The sequence below is a fragment of the Treponema sp. SP13 genome (assembly GCF_050938355.1).
Classification (GTDB): Bacteria; Spirochaetota; Spirochaetia; order Treponematales; family Treponemataceae; genus Treponema_D; species Treponema_D socranskii.
In genome coordinates this window covers 1-18,129 of record NZ_JADOVM010000002.1, presented here as the reverse complement: position 1 = coordinate 18,129, position 18,129 = coordinate 1, and the positions used below count along the sequence as shown (strand labels likewise).

Genomic DNA, 18,129 nt, shown 5'->3' with positions numbered 1-18,129 from the left:
GCGATTTTAAAAATAACGCTTTACGTACAGTTTCCAATCGCTTGTCGTTTGAAAGACGTCGGACCCCTTGTTATAAAAGCCGAATTTTTGATACAAAAAAAACGACAGTCCCGCATAATAATTTTTATACACGCAGTGTTCGTAGGCTGCGTTTCCGTACCAGATGAGATTGCAGCCCGAAGAACCTTCGGGAGGAGCGGAACCGGGTATCGTATAAAACGCACTGAACGCTCCGTCGAGAAAAAAAGTTCCCGCCCAAGGGTTCGCCGCTTTAAATCCCGCCTTTGCGTTTCCGCCGATTCCCAAATCGTAGAGGCGCTGTTCGCTTCCGTCGTATTTCGATTTTCGCTTGTTCGCTTTGAGATTAAAATAATAATCCGACGCGCCCAAGTACGTTGCGCCTATGCCGCTTTTCCACTCGATCGTCCACTTGTGCGGCAAAGCGTGTCTTTGACGAACCGAAAAACCGAACGAATTGTTTTGATAATTCAAATCCGTCGCCATGATAAAATCGTACGAAAGATCGAGGGCGAGCGTCGTCGCAACGGCATCGTTCGCTTCAAAAACCCACGAGCGCAAAAAGCCGTCTGCAAATATTTTTATGTCGTAATAATTTCCGTCAAAACTCGCATCGGTCGAAAGCGTAAACCGTTCGAACGGCTTTTTTACGTCGCGCACGTATGGGTTTCCGTATAAGATGTCGAAACCGATTCCGCCGGAGACTGCATTGCGGTAGCCGTCGTCTTTATAAGCTTTATCGGAAAAACCGAACGCGCTGTCGATGTGATCGATTGAAAGGCGCAGTGAAAACGCTTCGATCCCGCCTTCCTCTCTCGGCGCTTTTTCTCCGGTGAGAAGCCGGTTGAAAGCGGCTTGCGGGCTTGCGATCCATGAAAGATAGGGATACTTATCGTCGAGCGAAAGGTAGATGCGATGGAACATTTCGCCCAAAAAGCTTCCGCCGATCGGAGTATGGATAAAGTCGTTGAACGATGGCGGCTCGTTTTCCATCGTATATTCCCACATGAGCGAGCCGAAGGCCGCAAACGCAAACGATTGCCAAAAATTAAAACCGTTCGCTCTGCCTGCCGCAAAATAAATCGATCCCTGATACGGATGGCCGATTTGATTTATTTCGAATTCGTCCTGATCCCACACCCACGGATGCGTGATATTGTGTCCCATCGTAGCAAGAGAAATATCCGCGAATTCCGATCGCGTGACAATTCGATTAAATGTCGTCACGAAGATATTGAATGAAAAGACTTCGCCTGCGGCGATCGCGCCGTGCCGAAAATCGGCTTCAGTAAATTCCGCCTTTCCGAAATCGCTTTCAGCCTTTTCGGTAAAATCGATCGTTTGGGCTTCAACGACATCGCCTGCATTTTCTTGCGCGTAAAGAGCCGCACAAACGCACAATAAAAGTACACAAGCCGCAAGCCGTATCGTTTTTTTCATAGAACCGCCTTTCCGTACAGCCGTACGTTGTTTGAAATAAATTCGACGTGCGGAACATCTCCGTAGAGATTCCATTTGTGATATATAAAATCCGCACCTCCGATCGAAAAATTTTTCCAAAGCGCATGTTCGTAGCGTATGTCGGCATACTGCACAAAGAGCGCTCCTCCGTATCCGCTTTTTCCGTCCGGCAATTTAAATAAAAAATCACCGTTTACCGATGCTTGGAATATACCGAATCGCCTGTTTTCGATCGTTATTCCGAGTCTGGCATACGCGCCGGTATAATAATCGTAAGTCCGCTTCGAATCTTTTTTATAATTTGTCAGTTTTTTCATATAATAATTATTTTCAGTCGCATTGATGATATCCCATCCGGCAAAGGCTTCCCACTTGAAACTCCACTTTTCATCGACAGACGCTATGAGCTGCTTGATTCCCGCGCCGCCTGCGGCCGTCGCGTAGTGTGTATCGGATGCGAAAATGACATTGTAGACCGCTTCGACGCCGAAAGTCGACTTCGAGCGTCCTTCGGCCAATATCGGAATCGAATACAAAAGCCCGTTCGCAAAAACTCTCAAACAGTATGAGTCGATAAATCCCGCAATCGAAAGATCGAGCGTAAACTGATCGAGGGGAGCTTCGGTTTTGTGAGCATAAGGATCGCCGTAGACGGCCTTTATGCCGCTTGCAAAAACGGGGACATCGATGCCGCCCGCATTATCGTAGGTATCGGAAAATTTAATAAAATTCGAAAAAAGATCGACACCGAAAAAGAGTTCGAGCGATTCAACTCCTCCGGACACTTCGGGAGCTTTCGTTCCCGTTACAAAGCGGTTGAACGCATCCTGAGGGCTTATAAACCACGAAAGCGGTTTGAGCCGTCCCTTCGTCGACAAAAACAGACGATGCAGCATCTCTCCGTAAAGCGCTCCCGCAAAGGGCGTTACGATCATATCGTTGATCGAAGGCAGGCTCGTTTCCATAAACAGTTCCCAAAAGAGAGAGCCGCCGGCCGAAAACAAAAAACTTTGATAAAAATTAAAACCGTTTGCTCTTCCCGCGTTGAAGTAGAGAGAGCCGGCATAGGGGTGCGCAAATTGATTGACGGCAAAAGAGCTTTGATCGAACTCCCACTCGCCGCTTGAAAGATGCTTCCACATAAACGACGGATTCGTCTTCGCAAAATCCGCATTGAGTACGATGCTGTCGAATGCGTTTACGGCGAAGTTTACGCCGAGTATTTCCGTCGATGCGATAAAAAAGCCGCGCAGCCCGGGCTTTGCAAAGACGACACTGTTTTCGGTTTCGATGTCCGCTTTACCCTCTTCCGTGCGGCACGGTACAGAAAGTATGCAAAAAAGCAATAAAAAGACGCAGACGAATTTCATAAATACGGCTGTACTGTATCATAAAAAACGTTCTCTGTAAATGACGGATATTTTATTGATTGAAACGGCGATCCGTGATAAAATGATATTTATACGTACAAAAAAGTTTTTATCTTTTCGATTCAGGTCGACGCTTCGCCGTCCCCTATGCCGTATTCCTGCAGTTTTCGATGCAGCGTTTTCCGGCCTATGCCGAGAATGTCGGCCGTTTTGCTTTTGTTTCCCTTGTTCGCGGCGAGGTTTTCGCAGATGATCGCTTTTTCGGCATCGTCGAGCGTCGTACCGACCGGTATCGTAATCGAAGGCGTGTCTTTCGATGCGCTCACCGTCGGCGGTAAATCTTCCGGAGTGATTTCGTTTCCGCCGCACATAACGACAGCGCTTTCGATGCAGTTGCGGAGCTCTCGGATATTGCCCGGCCAATCGTACTTGTACAGGAGGGCACGCGCACGGTTATCGATGCCCGTAACGTCTTTGCCGTTTTCCTTTGCATATTCTTTTAAAAACGCATTCAATAAAAGCGGAATATCGTCACGTCGTTCGCGAAGCGGAGGCACGGCGATGTGTACGACGTTGAGCCGGTAATACAAATCTTCACGAAATCTTCCCTCTTTTACTTCTTTTTCCATATCGCGGTTCGTCGCAGCGATGACGCGCACGTCGATGTCGATCGTTTTTTCTCCGCCGACACGGATGATTTTATGATCCTGTAGCACGCGCAAAAGCTTTACCTGCACGCTCGCGTTGACTTCGCCGATTTCGTCGAGAAAAATCGTGCTTTCGTGCGCGAGTTCGAAACGCCCCTTTTGCATTTTTTCGGCTCCGGTGTACGCGCCTTTTTCGTGACCGAACAGTTCGCTTTCGAGCAGCGTTTCGCTCAAAGCCGCGCAGTGCACTTTTATCATTTCGTGAGCGCTTCTCGGAGAAAGATTGTGGATCGCATCGGCGACGAGTTCTTTTCCCACGCCGCTTTCTCCCGTTATCAAAACGGACGCTTTCGTCGGAGCGACCTTTTTGATAAGCGTAAATACTTTTTGCATCTCAGCACTTTTGCCGATCATATTGTCGAGCGTATGGGCGCTTGAAACTTCGGCTTTCAGCTGCGTGTGCTGCAGCGAAAGCTCTCTCCGTTCGAGAGCGCGCTTGACAAGCATGGAAAGCCGGTCGAGGTTGAGCGGCTTTGTTAAAAAATCGTAAGCGCCGTTTCTCATCGCATCGACGGCCGCATCGATACTTCCGTGTCCCGTAAGCACGATGACCGGTATGCCGGGCGTTTCCGTCGTCACGCGGCGGAGCACTTCTTCGCCTGAAATACCGTCCATGCGGAGATCGGTGATAACCAAATCGATGTCGCCCTTTGCGATACAGTCGAGCCCTTCTTTTCCGTTTGCCGCTAGTCGCACTTCATAGCCTTCCATTTCGAAAGCGGCACCGAGCCCTTCGCGGATATTCTTTTCATCGTCGATGATAAGGATCGTGAATTTCATTTTTTCGCCATCTTGTCCGCAATCTTTGCCGAATCGTCTTCGATCCGCTGCGTTTTATGTTCGCCGAGCAATTTTCTGTCCGTCTGCGGCACGGGCAGCGTTATCGTAAAAACGGTACCTTCGCCCGCGACGGATGAAACTTGAATATCGCCTGAAAATTCCTTAATAATTTTATACGCAATCGTCATGCCGAGCCCCGTCCCCTTCGCTTTCGTCGTAAAATAGGGTTCGAAGATATGAGAAGCGGTTTCTTCGCTCATGCCGATTCCGTTGTCCGAAATCGTTATGATGTAAGCGTCGTCCTTTACAAAGGTTTCGACGGCGAAGAGTCCCGGACATTGAGCATCCGATCTTGCCGCCGTGCAGTCGGAATATTTTTCCTGTATCGCCGAAAGAGCGTTTTGCGCCATATTGATAAACACGTCTTTAAAAAGTTTTTCGTCGATAAGAAGGCGCACCGTTTTTTCGCTTACGCGCACACTGACCGTAATGCAGCTGTCGTGAAATTCCGGCGCGATAAAAGCGGCCGTCTCTTTAATAAGCTTTCCGATATCGACGAGCTCGAGCTTTGCGTTCACTGGACGGACGGCCATGAGAAAGTCCATCACTTTTTTATTGAGGTTGTCGATTTCTTCGTTTACGGTATCGAGATGCGCTTCGAGAAATTTTTTATCGGGCAGCATGCCGCTTCCCTCTCTCGCTTTTTTTACCGCTTTTTGCACGAGCTGTACGTGAATGCCGATGGCGCCGAGCGGATTTTTGATTTCGTGCGCCATGCCCGCCGCAAGGTTCGTCAAGCCCGCAAGATTTTCCATGCGGCGAAGCAGTATTTCCCGATTGCGTTTTTCGGTGATATCGCGCACGGTAACGATGGAGCCGGATACTTCTCTCTTTTTAACAAGTGGCAAAACCGTAAGCGTTATAAAGCGCACGCTGCCGCCTGCCGTCTCGGTCGTAAATTCGTCGGAAACGTTCGATCGGTTGTGTTCTCTGCAGTCATTTAAAAAATCGGCGATTTCGGCGTTGTCGACGAGGCGCGGGAGCGGAATGCTTTCCGCTTTCGGATCGTCGGGGCGGATCGAAAAGGGTACATAGCGTTCGGCCGCTTTATTCGTCAAAATCAATTTCCAATCTTTATCGACGATGACGAGCCCCGTCGAAAGAGACTCCAAAACCGAATCGAAAATTTCGTTTTCGCTGCATACGTCTTTTAGGAATTCTTTTACCTGCTCGGAAGGAAGCTTTGCGATTTTTTCGCTGACGCGCCTGAAATAATCACTCATAGGCGGCCTTAAAGACGAAATCGTGCGTTTTATTGATTTTAAAAAACGTCCGAGTGAGGTTTTCCAATGCGGCAAGTGGAGACTCGTTGTAGACGGAAAGGGAGAGCCAACACTCCCTGAGAGATGCCATACATTCGGCAGAACTTTCGGCGCCCGAAGCGCTTTTTGCAAGCGGTCTCTGCGCACGCGCGATGCCGTCGAGGAAGATGCGGAACATGAGGCGCGGTTCGAATGAAGCGCAGTCTTTTAATATCTTTGCGCAGTCGGGAATCGCGTTCGATGCAACGCTCTTAAAAAAAGACGCCGCGCAGTCTCTGATTTTTTCAGGAGCGACGGGAAGAAAAGTTTCAAAATATTCGCCGAGAGTTCCGTTCCACGCATCGTCGTGAAAAATACGGCGCACGACTTCAAGCTGTTCGGATTCCGTCCGCTCGCGGAATCGATACGGTCTTACACGGGAAAGGATCGTCGCCATGACGGACGAACGTTTTTCCGTCGTCAAAATAAAAACCGCGTCTTCCGGCGGCTCTTCGAGAATTTTCAACAGCGCGTTCCGCGCGCTTTCGTTCATGCGCTCGGCATTTTCCAAAACGACCGTTTTTTTTCCTGCGGACGATTTTATATGCGCCCATGCGGAGACGGCGCGTATGTGTTTGATCGGAATCGCGTCCGGCAAAAAATCGGATTCGAGTTTTCGGCACAGTTTTTGTATTTCTCCGCACGTCTTTTCAAGCGTTTCGGCGTCCGGCAATTCGTGCGGAAAATCGATCGTTTCCATGTATTCGTCTATGGAAGCGATGAGGGGCGCGATCTTCGAAAGCTTGTCGTCGTCCTGCAGCACGACGGGATTAAATCGCATAATCAATTTTCTCACACTGCGCAAAAAAAGATAGCGGGCGCTTCGTTCATAGGGCGCGCTCTTTTTGTGCGCCGAAAGAAAAACCGCAAGACACGAAGCGATTTCAAGCGTGCAGTCGCGCGGGCCTGCGAGTATCGTATTTTGATGGACGAGGGCTTTATGACGGAGACACGAAGGACAAGTACATTGCCACGCGCCTTTTTCTTCTCCCGTGCACGAAAGAACGCGGGCACACTCAAGCGCGCACGAAAGTTTTCCCGAAGAGGCGGGGCCGTAAAAAAGAAGGGCGCCCGGAAGGGACGATGAACGTATGTCGTTTTCAAGAAGCGAAGATACTTCCTGTCGGATAATGTTTTCAAACATCAGGCAGGCAGCTCCTGAAGCTTCGTTTCCGAAACTCTGATAACGCCGTCGAGCAGACGGTAAAAAATACTCGAATCGAAGAGCGGGCGGGTGTCGAACCACGGCTGCACTTTGAGTGCGACGATGATGAGGGAGATGACTGCGAGCCCTTCGACGATGCCGAACACAAATCCGAGCGCACGGTCGAGTCCCTGCAAAATCTCTCCCGAAAAGATACGGCTGACGATTTCCTGAACGATCTTTACGACGAGGAATGCGATGATAAAAATCAATAAAAATGAAACGACTTTTGCCAAAAGCGCGTTAGGGATGCCGTCGCGGACAAAGGGTTCGAGAAGCGGCGTACACAAAACCGCAGCGACGATGCCTGCGACAAAGGCTGCTTTATCGAAAAATTCTTTTATCAAACCGCGGGAAGCCGCCGTTATGACAAAAAAAAGCAAAATCAATAAAAAAACGATATCGACCGGCGCATAGGAATACGGCATCGCTCATGATCCTCCGAATATCGCAGTATACACGATTTCGGCAATCTTTTCACTAGGTTTTCCGCATCCGACAAGAGCGGCGCAGTTTTCGCTCATGAGACGCCGTTCTTCGTTCGACAAAAGTTTTTCAAGCGCACGCAAAAGTTCTTCCGAATTCGCCTTTTCCCGAGAAAGTACGACCGCCGCTCCCCTCTCCTCAAAATAGCGCGCGTTGTCTTCCTGATCGCCTCTCGTACCCGAGCCCGTAAGCGGGATGAGCACGAGCGGCTTTTTTAAAACGGCGCATTCCCAAATCGAATTCGCTCCCGCGCGCGAAAGCACGATATCGCTTGCAGCGATGACGTCGCTCATTTCGGAATACAAAAACGGATACTGCGCGTAGTCCGCGTGCCGGACAGTATCGGCGTTTTTTACTCCCGTCTGATGTACGACGAAAAATGACGCGCACAAGCGGTCGAGATTTTTTCTGACAAGTTCGTTTATCTGTACGGCTCCGGAACTTCCGCCGAGTACGAGGAGAACGGGTTTTGTATTGCCGGAACTATTTAAAAACGCGCGGCCGCGTTCGGGAGAGGCGCGGTAAAAAGCTTCCCGGACGGGATTCCCCGTTACGATTATCTTTTTGCGGTATGCCGTCTTAAAAAATTTTTCGGTTTCTTTATACGACACGAGGATGCGCTTTGCCGCGATGCTGTTGATTTTCGTCGCAAGCCCCGGCGTAAAATCGCATTCGTGCGTATACACGGGAATGCCGAGCAGCTTTGCAGCCGCGCACGGCGGAACGCTCACAAAACCGCCTTTGGAAAAGAGGACGGCGGGTTTTAATTTTATTAAAATCGCAAGAGATGCAAAAAATCCTCCGACGATTTTAAACATATCGGAAACGGTTTTCAGAGAAAAATAGCGGCGAAGTTTTCCCGCAGGAATTCCGTAAAACGCGTCCGCACTTTTCCGCCCCGCTTCGTCGACGTTTTTTTCGACGACAGTTTTATCCATGCCGGAAGAAGATCCGATCCAGCAGATGGTAAGGGCAGCTCCTCGCGCCGTAGCCTTTTTGCGCAGTTCGTCTGCGACTGCAAGTCCCGGATAGATGTGTCCGCCTGTGCCGCCGCCCGTAAATACCGCTGTGATCGATGTATCGTTTTTCATATAGTTTAAAAATAAAAAACGGCAGCTGTGCTGCCGTTCGTATGCCACCAGTTGGAATCGGACCAACGACACATGGATTTTCAGTCCATTGCTCTACCAACTGAGCTATAGCGGCATATCAATTACTCTACCCGATTTGTACTTTTATGTCAAGCGCATTGTTGACGATCCTCATGCAATCGATTATTATCGTAGCAATGAATATCTCAAAAAAACTTTCGGCGCTGCCGCTCATTTTTGCGCTTGTATACGGCAGCATATCCGCACAAGAAGCGTTAAAATCGATCGAAGAAGACTATTACGATTTTCTCTCGTTGCAGGGTCTCGTCGAGCGCCCTACTCTTAATTATAGGACTTTAAGCGATTCGGTATGGGAACTTTCCGAAGAAGCCCAAAACGATGCGCGCAATATATGGAAAGGTAAAAATCTCGGAACAACTCGTTTTATCAATGGGAATAAAAATCTTTCGTGGAAAATCTACGGTCCCGAATGGTACCAGAGTTTCAATACGGCCGCTCCTTACGGGCAAAACGACGGCGCTCTGTGGCAAGGACGCGGCTATAATACGTCACTGACCGGCGGTGCGCGATTGCAAGCGTACGGTGTCGAACTCACGCTAAAGCCGCAGCTTTCTTTTTCGCAAAATGCGGCGTTTGATATCATAGAGCCTCATACAGCCTATAAAACTTCAGACTTTGCAGGAAAAGCAAAAAAGTACGGATATTACGGTGTCCCATCTATCGATGCACCGCAGCGATTCGGAAACAAGCCTTTTTTTACGTTCGATTGGGGCGATACGGAAATCCGTTATACATGGAAAAATTTGACGATCGGATTCGGAACACAAGCAATTTGGCTCGGACCCGCACAGATAAATCCCATAATGCATTCTAACAATGCACCAACCTATCCAAAATTCGATATAGGCTTAAGGAAAACAAAAATCTACTTACCTTATTACGATTACTACTTAGGCGATATAGAAACAAGGCTTTGGTGGGGAAAACTAAGCGAAAGTAAATATTTTGATAACGATGACAGCAATAACAATAACCTTATCTCAGGGCTTTCTGTAAATTATAGTTTTCCAGGGATTTTAAGAGGACTTTCAGTAGGTGTTAACAGGACAATGCTAAGCAAGTGGAATGATAAAAATATCTATACGGTGTTTGGTATTTTTGTGCCATGCTTATCAAATCTTACTTCAGGAGGTGATGATGAAAGCGACCAGAGGTTGTCTATTACTTTTGATTATGCAATAAAAAAAGTAGGGTTTGAAATCTATTTAGAGTGGGCAATAAATGACCATCCAGCATCCTTTATTTCTTTTTTAAGAGATCCATTTCATACCGCAGCATACACTACAGGAATCAGGAAAAATTTTTATTTTAATTCTAATTGTAATGGAGAACTTTTATTGGAATTATCCGACTTAGAATCTTCAAATGATTATGGAAGAACTATTCCGTGGTCGACAACCTTTTATTCACACCATAGAGTCTTACAAGGTTACACGAATGAGGGGCAATGGTTGGGTGCTGGAATTGGTACTGGAGGAAACAGTCAATGTCTAAAATTTTCCCTATATAATAAAAAATCCAGATACGAAATCTTTATTCAAAGGAAAAGCATAGATTTAGATTATACATGGTTTGTAAAAGATACCAATATAGCCGATATTTCTATAGGATTGCGAATGACTTTTATAACCAAAAATTTTTCATTGACAGGAGGAACAACAGGAATATGCCGTCTAGTAAAAACTCAAGCAGCACCAACAGGCTCAAACGAAAAAAAATTTAACATTTCCCTATATATGGGATTTTCTTATAAGTTTTAGATAATTGTGCTTTATTTTACATTGTGATATTCTCATGAAAATAACCTATTTTGGGGCTTTCTTTTAATGATGAATTTCAAACATATAATTATTACTCAATTTAATATTCCACTAAAAAAAAGTGATGCTGATAATAAACAGGCAAAAGGTATACAACAGGATTATCTTAATAAAAGGCTTGAAATTTTTGAAAAATACTGTCTGCCATCCGTTGAAAAACAAACCTGTAAAAATTTTATTTGGTTTATATTGTTTTCAGAAAATACACCAAATGATGTGAAAACTAAGATAAATGAATATATAAAACGATGTCCTCAAATCATTCCTTGTTATTTTAATTTTCATAATTTTGACGACAGCAAACAGCCTTATCCTGCTTGGATATTAGAAAAGGCGGAAAAATACCACAGCACAATGCAAAAACACTTCCATGATTATATACCAGATGAATTTTCAGAAGTAGAACGCATAATTCAACCCTTATACATAAATTATCTTTTTACAAAATACGTTCCAGATGAAACTAAATTATTAGTTACAAGTCGAATCGATAATGATGACAGTGTAAATATTAACTTTGTTAAGATAATACAAGAAAAATTGCAAGAGATAAATGACACTGATTATATAATGAACTTTCTTTACGGTTATCAAAAAGATTTAAATAAAGGACTTCTGCAAAAATATTATTATCCGAATAATCACTTTTCAACTTATGTTTCAAAATATAATAAAAATTACAATGATACTGTTTATACTTGGGAACATGGGCGAATCTTTCTGTACAAAAAAGTCATAAATATAAAAACATTTCCAATGTGGATTGAATATATACATAATACAAATGTAGTAAACCGATTAAAGTTAACGTGGAAAAGTAAACCATGCTTTTCTATAAAAAATTACAAGGATTTCGGTTATGATTCGCCAATTTTGTGTAATAAAAAAGCGGAGCTAAAACTTATTTTTTCTTGGAATTTTATATATTTGATAATTTCAAGTTTTATATTTTCGATATTGTCAAAATTAAAATAGCAAAAATTATTTTCTAAAACATAAAATAAAGGTAGGAGTTAATTATGGCGATTCAAGTTTTTAGACCTTCTTTTGATGTAGAAGCTTGCTTAAAAGAGATTCGAGAATGCTTAGAAAACGGTTGGACAGGTATGGGATTTAAAACCATACAGTTTGAAGAAAGATGGAAAGAATATACAGGTTTAGAAAACGCATATTTTTTGAATAGTGCAACTGCTGCATTAAATCTCTCTTTCAATATTTTAAAAACAGAAAAAAAATGGAAAGATAATGATGAAGTGATTTCAACTCCTTTAACTTTTATTTCAACAAATCATGCAATTGTAAAATCTGGGCTGCGTGCAGTGTTTGCAGATGTTGATGAAACTTTGTGCCTAAATCCAGAAGATGTAAAAAAGAAGATAACAGATAAGACAAGAGCAGTTTGCTTTGTTGCTTTCGGAGGCAATATAGGAAATTATTATGAAATCGTAAAGATATGTAAAGAAAATAACCTAGCACTTATTTTAGATGCTGCTCATATGGCAGGAACTCGAGTAAATGGAAAAATTCCTGGGCAAGAATCTGATGTTGTTTGCTGGAGTTTTCAGGCGGTGAAAAATTTACCAACTGGTGACAGTGGAATGATTTGTTTTAATAACGCATCTTACGATAAATTAGCAAGACAAAGAGCATGGTTAGGAATCAACAAAGATACTTACGAGAGGACAGGTGTAAACGGCTCATATAAATGGAAATACGATGTAGATTACGTTGGTAATAAGTACAATGGCAATTCCGTTATGGCCGCGATTGCAATCGCCCAGTTACCACATCTCGACAAAGAGAACGCATACAGACGGCAGATCGCACTTTGGTATAAAAAAGGACTTGCAAAACATGAAACAAAAGGTAAAGTAAAATTTATTCCAGTTCCTGCAAATTGCGAAACCTCTCAACATATTTTTCAGATAATTGTTGAAAAACGTGATGAACTTTTATCCTATTTGAATAAAAATGATATTTATCCAGGAGTGCATTATATTACTAACACGGAGTATTCGATGTACAGATACGCAAAGGGAACTTGTCCTTATGCAGAGTATGTAAGTGATCATATAATATCTTTACCAATACATATGGCTTTAACATACAATGATGTTAATATTGTTATAAAGCATGTATGTGATTTTTTAGATAGGACTTAAGATATTTCAATAAACTATGAAAGATTTAAAACAGAAAGCTGTAAAAGGTTTTTTCTGGTCTGGAGTTGAAAAAATTGGAAAACAAGTAATCCAATTTATTCTTGGAATCATGATAGCAAGGATTTTGACACCTGCGGATTACGGAATAATGGGATTGATTGGTATTTTCATGGCAATCTCTGGATTAATTCTTGACAGCGGAATTGGTAGCGCTCTCATACAAAAAAAAGATAGAACAGATACAGATTTTTCCACTGCATTTATTTTGAATATTTTTACTGGGTTAGTTTTATATCTGATTCTTTTTTTTAGTGCACCATTTATAGCAGTTTTTTTTAGAATACCAATTTTAAAGAGTATTATAAGAGTCTATGCTATAACCCTTCTTATAAATTCTTTTTTTATAATTCAAAAGGCAAGGCTTTCAATCTCTTTTAGTTTTAAAGAACAAGCAATTATTTCAATAATAGCCTTAACCGCAGGAGGATTATTAGGTATCTTTCTTGCAAAGAAAAATTATGGTGTGTGGGCTCTTGTATTTTATTCAATTGCAGAAAGTCTTGTAAGTCTTTTACTCTACTCTTTCGTTACAAGATGGCAAATAAAACTATCTTTTTCAAAAAAATCATTAAAAAACTTGTTCTCCTTTGGAATGAATATCCTTGGTGCAAATATTTTAACTACCTTATATAACAATCTACATACTTTAGTTATAGGGAAAAAAATGAATACCTTTAATGTTGGCATATATAATCGTGGAAAAAATTTTGCAGAAATTCCATCAACGATCACATCCCAAATTTTAATGAGAGTTTCATATCCCATTTTTTCAGAACTTCAAGATGATGATGAAAAATTTCAAAGAGCATTTTTTAAAATCTTATACACAGAAATATATATACTAACACCAATACTTGCTGGAATGATAATTTTGGCAACCCCTATAATAATGTTTTTGTTAGGCAAAAAATGGGAAGATTGTATTCCAATTATGCAAATACTTTGCACAGGGGCATTGTGGATTCCATTAATTGACACAAATATAAATGCTTTATATGCAAAAGGAAAAGCAAAATCTATTTTAATCTTTAATACAATCCAAAAACCGCTCGCTGTCCTTATACTGCTTATTTCACTACACTTTGGATTAAAATGGATGTGTATTTGCAATACCTTTACTTCCCTTATTTCTTTTTTTTCAATTGCAATTATGGTTCACAAACAACTAAACTTTTCTTTTTTTACACAAATAAAGCAAATCTCCATCACGACGATCGAGACCACAATAATGATGTTTATTATATTCATTTCTACAAGATTTATTGATTCTTATATTTTAAAACTCTGCTTGGGATTTATAATAGGTATAGCGGTATATGTAATAGAGGGTATCATAACTAAAAATGAAATTCTTTATAGTTTAGCAAAAATTTTTGAATCAAAAATGAAGATAACCAAAAAGGAAAATTAATCATGTTGCAATTAAAATACAAACTTGCTCATAAAATATCTGATAAATTAAAAAATCAAAAAAATAAAGTTTCAGACTTTTTTGCAATAAATTTAAACAAATACTATTTTAGCGGAATTCAAAAATATATAGAAAAATTTTATAGAGAGAATGAAATTCAACCTTGTGAGAGTTTTAATTATAATTCAAACGAGTTAAAAAATTGCATTTGGATATGTTGGTTTCAAGGCATAAGTCAAGCACCAGAAATTGTAAAAGCATGTATAAACAGTGTAAAATTTTCCTTTCATTCTAAAAAAGTGATAATTTTAGATGACTCAAATATTCCAAATTATATTAATTTACCAAGCCACATAACGGAAAAGTATAAAGCAGGCATAATTTCCAAACAGAATTTTTCAGATATTTTGCGATTTGCCTTATTAAAAAAATACGGTGGTGCTTGGTTTGACGCAACAATCTTCGCCTTATATCCTCCAAAAGAAGACATCTTTAATTATGAAATATATTCAATAAAAAATCAAAATGGAAACAAGTATAATATTTCACGCAGGCGTTGGACTGCATACCTTTGGATAGTAAAAGAAAATGAAAACTATTTTATAAATAGGGTTTATGATTTTTTTATTGCCTATTGGAAAGTAAATAATTCTTTAATTGACTATTTTTTAATTGATCACATAATCGCATACCTTTATGAAACGGATATAAAAATAAGAAATCTTTTGGATAGTATACCAATAAATAATTTACATGTTTCAGATTTTCAAGATAAGCTTTCTGTATCATATGATGAAAACTGTTTTAGAAATCTAACACAAGACACATTTTTGGTAAAACTATCTTGGAAGAAAACCTATGACGATCCAAATGAAGAATCTTTCTTTTACAAAATTCTCAAACCATATATTTATTGATAAAAACGCTGATTGTTGCAAAAAACATTCTTATTTTATCATTAGGGAATGATAATAACAGGATTTTTGGAAGTTTTAAGCGTTTCATAAAATTTCTTTATGTGTTTTTTGCATAGAAGAAGTTTTTTTATATTTGTATAAGGTAAAAAAAATAAATTTACAAGTTTTTCTTTTCGACTTTTAGTTTTTTTCATCAAAGAACAGTAATTATCAAACGGAAGCTGCCTTCGATTACACACATCTTTAATTATACACAAATGCCAAGCGTCTGCTTTATATCTATTATCGTTTAGAGATATTGAATTCGAGTTATTTCGGTAATAATAAAGAGGCTTGTCAATAAAGGCAACTTTTCCTGCTTCTTCCAATTTGTAATACAAGTCTTGATCAACGGCTCTTAATAAAGAAGGATCTATTCCCCTTGTATTTAAATATGCTAACTTTTTGAAAGATACAAAATGAGTTATTAAAAAAGGTGTCTCTAGTAAAGTTTTAAAATTTTTTACTCTATCAACTAGCGGAGGTGCTACATCTAAAATTTTCATTTTAGAATCACAAAAAATTCTCCTCGAGCCAATCACACTCACATCAGGTTGCTCAAAATGAACTTTAACCATTAATTCAATCGCATCTTCTGCTAAAATATCATCAGAATCTAAAAAACCGCAAATTTCACCGTTTGCCATATCGATACAGCGTTTTTTTGTGTATCCGCAGCCTTGATTTATAGAATTCTTAAAAATGTGAATTCTATTATTTTCTTTGGCAAATTTTTCGATTATTTCCAATGAATTATCTTTTGAAAAGTCATCAACGAATATAATTTCCCAATTTTTATAAGTTTGCTTGTAAACGCTTTGTATACATTCGGTCAAAAAGTCAGAATTATTGTAATTGGCAATTAATACTGAAAATAAAACATTTTCCATAAGTTTGATGATAATAGAAAAAAATAAGAAAATCAATGACAACTATTTAAATTTTTACCAACAATTATTATCATAAAGCTAGGGAAATGCTGATTAAGTAGCGAATTTAGCAAAGATATGGTACACTACAGTTATGGAAAGCCAGCTGACATTTAGCGCAATGGAGCATGAGAGGGCAAAACGCAAAACGCGGCGGGATACATTTCTTGAAGAGATGGATAAAAGTATGCCCTGGGAAGCACTATGCACGGTAATAGAGCCGTACTATTTCAAGAACAAGACGGGAAGACCTGCAAAAGGTTTGGAACGGATGCTACGCATGTATCTGCTGCAGATATGGTTCAGCCTGTCTGATGAGGGGGGGAAGATGCGATATATGACAGCCTGTCAATGCAGAAATTTATGCGCATAAGCGAGCTTGATACAGAAGTACCTGATGCAACCACGCTGCTGAAATTCCGAAGGATTATAGAGAACAATAAGCTCGGAGAAAAGATATTCAAGACAATAAACGGTATTTTAGAAGCGCAAGGGAAGATGATGCATGGCGGGACAATCGTTGACGCAACGATACTCAATGCACCCGGTTCCACAAAGAATGAAAGCGGAGGAAGGGACGAAGCGATGCATTCAACGAAGAAAGGCAATCAATGGTATTTTGGGATGAAGGCGCACATCGGTGTGGATGCGGGAACAGGGCTGGTGCATACGGTCAGAGCGACAAGTGCGAATGTGCATGACATAGCAGAGGCACACCATCTGATACGGGAAGATGACGAGGTTGCTTACGGGGATGCAGGCTATAGAGGGATTGAGAAGAGGGATGAAATCGAACGAGACGAGCATTTGAAAGTGGTGGAATGGAGAATCGCCGAAAGACCGGGGAAGCTAAAGGAAATGAGGCAAGTGATTCACCGGTGGTGCGATGCGAGGGAGGAATACCTGAAAGCAAAGGTGAGGAGTAAGGTAGAGCATGCCTTTCATATCATGAAATGTATTTTCGGCTTCCGCAAGGTTTGCTACCGAGGGATAGAAAAGAACATCAACCGACTGTTTATGATATTCTCACAGGTGAATGTACTGAAAATGGCACGAGTGGGAGTGTGCTTAAGGTAGAATGACAAGGTACCTGCACGCATTTTGCGGATACCTTGAAAGAATCAACGATAGTTCCCTCAGAACTTAAAACGAAAAACAGTTTCGAGGGAAACTATCAAAAAAATGAGCGGTTAATCAGCAATTCCTTAAGTAGATTTCATAAAAAATTAAAAAGGACAAAATGAATTTAAATAGATTTACTAAAAGACTTTCTACAGAGCTTTTTAACGTGTTCCCCATAAAAAAAAATAAAAACATAAGGTCAGATTTAATAATTTCTCTTACATCGTTTCCAGTACGCCTTCCAAAACTTCATATCGTGATACGTTCTCTATTAAAACAAACAATTTTACCAAAATGTATAGTACTCTATCTCGGGAACGATACAAAAGATTCAGATATTCAAAAAAAATTAAAACTACTAACAAAATACAATTTTGAAATACGAACAGGATATGAAGATATAAAACCTCATAAAAAATATTTTTTTGCTATGCAGGAATTCCCAGAAGATATCATAATTACAGTCGATGACGACTTGATTTACGATAAAAACCTTGTAAGAGATCTGCTTGAATGTCATAAAAACAATCCAACCTGTGTATGTGCACGAAGAGTAAATAGAATTACAAAAGATAATCTAGGAAAACTCAATAAATATTCTAACTGGCAATGGGAATGCAAAGAAATTGTTGAGCCTTCTTTTGAACTTCTTGCAACTGGTTGTGGAGGAATTCTATATCCTCCTCATATATTGCCAGAAGAAACTTTTAATATTAATGAAATAAAAAAGTATTGCTTAAATACGGACGACATATGGCTTAAGTTTATGGAACTAAAAAATCAAGTAAAGGTTGTTTGGACAAATTCTAAAATCATTCATCCTCTTACTGTAAGGAAAAGCCAAAAAATGGGTCTATTCCACAGCAATGCAGCTTCTGAAAATGTAAATGACATCAATATAAAAAAAATGATTGAATATACAGGCATAAATCCAGTAGATTTTTTTTAGTCAAATTTTATTAGCAAGTTTTTCAAAGAATCTCGTAAAAGAGAACAAATTCCCTGAAAAGATTCACGGAAATCAATTTTTGCCTAAAAGCGGTAACAATGCCTGAGGATTCATAAGAGCGCCGAACATAATGCCGTTCAAAGGCAGCTTCGATTGTGTCG

At 40.7% G+C, this 18,129-nt stretch carries 15 protein-coding genes and 1 tRNA gene; 7 read left to right on the top strand and 9 right to left on the bottom strand.

The features are described 5' to 3' along the window. Positions 1–6: 6 nt before the first annotated feature. From IZU26_RS04180 to IZU26_RS04145, 8 genes are all read right to left on the bottom strand, one after another. On the bottom strand, positions 7–1,458 hold the full coding sequence (locus IZU26_RS04180) for a DUF3943 domain-containing protein (RefSeq protein WP_433277036.1): 1,452 nt from the start codon (positions 1,456–1,458) through the stop codon (positions 7–9). Next, on the bottom strand, positions 1,455–2,849 hold the full coding sequence (locus IZU26_RS04175) for a DUF3943 domain-containing protein (protein ID WP_433277034.1): 1,395 nt from the start codon (positions 2,847–2,849) through the stop codon (positions 1,455–1,457). Before IZU26_RS04175 ends, IZU26_RS04180 begins: the two co-directional genes overlap by 4 nt. A 122-nt stretch (positions 2,850–2,971) precedes the next feature. Continuing rightward, positions 2,972–4,336 carry a sigma-54-dependent transcriptional regulator gene (locus tag IZU26_RS04170; protein ID WP_433277032.1) on the bottom strand — a complete coding sequence of 455 codons (1,365 nt, stop codon included), beginning with the start codon at positions 4,334–4,336 and terminating at the stop codon, positions 2,972–2,974. Beyond that, complete coding sequence (locus IZU26_RS04165) at positions 4,333–5,619, bottom strand: two-component system sensor histidine kinase NtrB (RefSeq protein ID WP_310823293.1); 1,287 nt, start codon at positions 5,617–5,619, stop codon at positions 4,333–4,335. Before IZU26_RS04165 ends, IZU26_RS04170 begins: the two co-directional genes overlap by 4 nt. Then, entirely contained in the window at positions 5,612–6,841 is a 1,230-nt protein-coding gene (locus IZU26_RS04160; protein ID WP_433277030.1) for a DNA polymerase III, read from the bottom strand. Before IZU26_RS04160 ends, IZU26_RS04165 begins: the two co-directional genes overlap by 8 nt. Then, complete coding sequence (locus IZU26_RS04155) at positions 6,841–7,329, bottom strand: CvpA family protein (protein WP_433277029.1); 489 nt, start codon at positions 7,327–7,329, stop codon at positions 6,841–6,843. The genes IZU26_RS04160 and IZU26_RS04155 overlap by 1 nt, the downstream gene beginning before the upstream one ends. Positions 7,330–7,332: 3 nt before the next feature. Beyond that, positions 7,333–8,478, bottom strand: a complete 1,146-nt coding sequence (gene murG, locus IZU26_RS04150) for an undecaprenyldiphospho-muramoylpentapeptide beta-N-acetylglucosaminyltransferase (RefSeq protein WP_433277027.1) — start codon at positions 8,476–8,478, stop codon at positions 7,333–7,335. 42 nt (positions 8,479–8,520) lie between these two features. Continuing rightward, positions 8,521–8,593: transfer RNA gene (locus IZU26_RS04145), tRNA-Phe, on the bottom strand. Positions 8,594–8,675: 82 nt separating this feature from the next. On the opposite strand from IZU26_RS04145, the gene IZU26_RS04140 reads away from it, so the two are divergent. From IZU26_RS04140 to IZU26_RS04120, 5 genes are all read left to right on the top strand, one after another. Then, on the top strand, positions 8,676–10,319 hold the full coding sequence (locus IZU26_RS04140; protein ID WP_433277025.1) for a capsule assembly Wzi family protein: 1,644 nt from the start codon (positions 8,676–8,678) through the stop codon (positions 10,317–10,319). 69 nt (positions 10,320–10,388) lie between these two features. Further along, complete coding sequence (locus IZU26_RS04135; protein ID WP_433277023.1) at positions 10,389–11,354, top strand: glycosyltransferase; 966 nt, start codon at positions 10,389–10,391, stop codon at positions 11,352–11,354. Between the two features lie 44 nt (positions 11,355–11,398). Then, a complete protein-coding gene (locus IZU26_RS04130; RefSeq protein WP_433277021.1) occupies positions 11,399–12,541 on the top strand; it encodes a DegT/DnrJ/EryC1/StrS family aminotransferase in 1,143 nt (380 codons plus the stop codon). A gap of 16 nt (positions 12,542–12,557) precedes the next feature. Then, complete coding sequence (locus IZU26_RS04125; protein ID WP_433277019.1) at positions 12,558–14,012, top strand: lipopolysaccharide biosynthesis protein; 1,455 nt, start codon at positions 12,558–12,560, stop codon at positions 14,010–14,012. Positions 14,013–14,014: 2 nt separating this feature from the next. Continuing rightward, complete coding sequence (locus IZU26_RS04120; protein ID WP_433277017.1) at positions 14,015–14,929, top strand: capsular polysaccharide synthesis protein; 915 nt, start codon at positions 14,015–14,017, stop codon at positions 14,927–14,929. Between the two features lie 41 nt (positions 14,930–14,970). Here IZU26_RS04120 and IZU26_RS04115 read toward each other — a convergent pair whose 3' ends face one another. Further along, positions 14,971–15,858, bottom strand: coding sequence for a glycosyltransferase family 2 protein (locus tag IZU26_RS04115; protein ID WP_433277015.1), 888 nt, complete (start codon positions 15,856–15,858; stop codon positions 14,971–14,973). Between the two features lie 133 nt (positions 15,859–15,991). On the opposite strand from IZU26_RS04115, the gene IZU26_RS04110 reads away from it, so the two are divergent. Both IZU26_RS04110 and IZU26_RS04105 read left to right on the top strand, forming a co-directional pair. Then, positions 15,992–16,974, top strand: a protein-coding gene (locus tag IZU26_RS04110) for an IS5 family transposase (RefSeq protein WP_433277013.1) whose coding sequence is annotated in 2 segments (ribosomal slippage) — positions 15,992–16,220 and positions 16,220–16,974 — 984 coding nt in all. Because the reading frame shifts where the segments join, the coding sequence is not laid out codon by codon here. 163 nt (positions 16,975–17,137) lie between these two features. Continuing rightward, complete coding sequence (locus IZU26_RS04105; RefSeq protein ID WP_433277011.1) at positions 17,138–17,968, top strand: glycosyltransferase family A protein; 831 nt, start codon at positions 17,138–17,140, stop codon at positions 17,966–17,968. Positions 17,969–18,129 lie beyond the last annotated feature (161 nt).

Bases quoted from the DNA above. Each gene is read 5' to 3' on its own strand.
- IZU26_RS04180 (WP_433277036.1), bottom strand. From the start codon at position 1,458: ATGAAAAAAACGATACGGCTTGCGGCTTGTGTACTTTTATTGTGCGTT.
- IZU26_RS04175 (WP_433277034.1), bottom strand. From the start codon at position 2,849: ATGAAATTCGTCTGCGTCTTTTTATTGCTTTTTTGCATACTTTCTGTA.
- IZU26_RS04170 (WP_433277032.1), bottom strand. From the start codon at position 4,336: ATGAAATTCACGATCCTTATCATCGACGATGAAAAGAATATCCGCGAA.
- IZU26_RS04165 (WP_310823293.1), bottom strand. From the start codon at position 5,619: ATGAGTGATTATTTCAGGCGCGTCAGCGAAAAAATCGCAAAGCTTCCT.
- IZU26_RS04160 (WP_433277030.1), bottom strand. From the start codon at position 6,841: ATGTTTGAAAACATTATCCGACAGGAAGTATCTTCGCTTCTTGAAAAC.
- IZU26_RS04155 (WP_433277029.1), bottom strand. From the start codon at position 7,329: ATGCCGTATTCCTATGCGCCGGTCGATATCGTTTTTTTATTGATTTTG.
- murG (WP_433277027.1), bottom strand. From the start codon at position 8,478: ATGAAAAACGATACATCGATCACAGCGGTATTTACGGGCGGCGGCACA.
- IZU26_RS04140 (WP_433277025.1), top strand. From the start codon at position 8,676: ATGAATATCTCAAAAAAACTTTCGGCGCTGCCGCTCATTTTTGCGCTT.
- IZU26_RS04135 (WP_433277023.1), top strand. From the start codon at position 10,389: ATGAATTTCAAACATATAATTATTACTCAATTTAATATTCCACTAAAA.
- IZU26_RS04130 (WP_433277021.1), top strand. From the start codon at position 11,399: ATGGCGATTCAAGTTTTTAGACCTTCTTTTGATGTAGAAGCTTGCTTA.
- IZU26_RS04125 (WP_433277019.1), top strand. From the start codon at position 12,558: ATGAAAGATTTAAAACAGAAAGCTGTAAAAGGTTTTTTCTGGTCTGGA.
- IZU26_RS04120 (WP_433277017.1), top strand. From the start codon at position 14,015: ATGTTGCAATTAAAATACAAACTTGCTCATAAAATATCTGATAAATTA.
- IZU26_RS04115 (WP_433277015.1), bottom strand. From the start codon at position 15,858: ATGGAAAATGTTTTATTTTCAGTATTAATTGCCAATTACAATAATTCT.
- IZU26_RS04105 (WP_433277011.1), top strand. From the start codon at position 17,138: ATGAATTTAAATAGATTTACTAAAAGACTTTCTACAGAGCTTTTTAAC.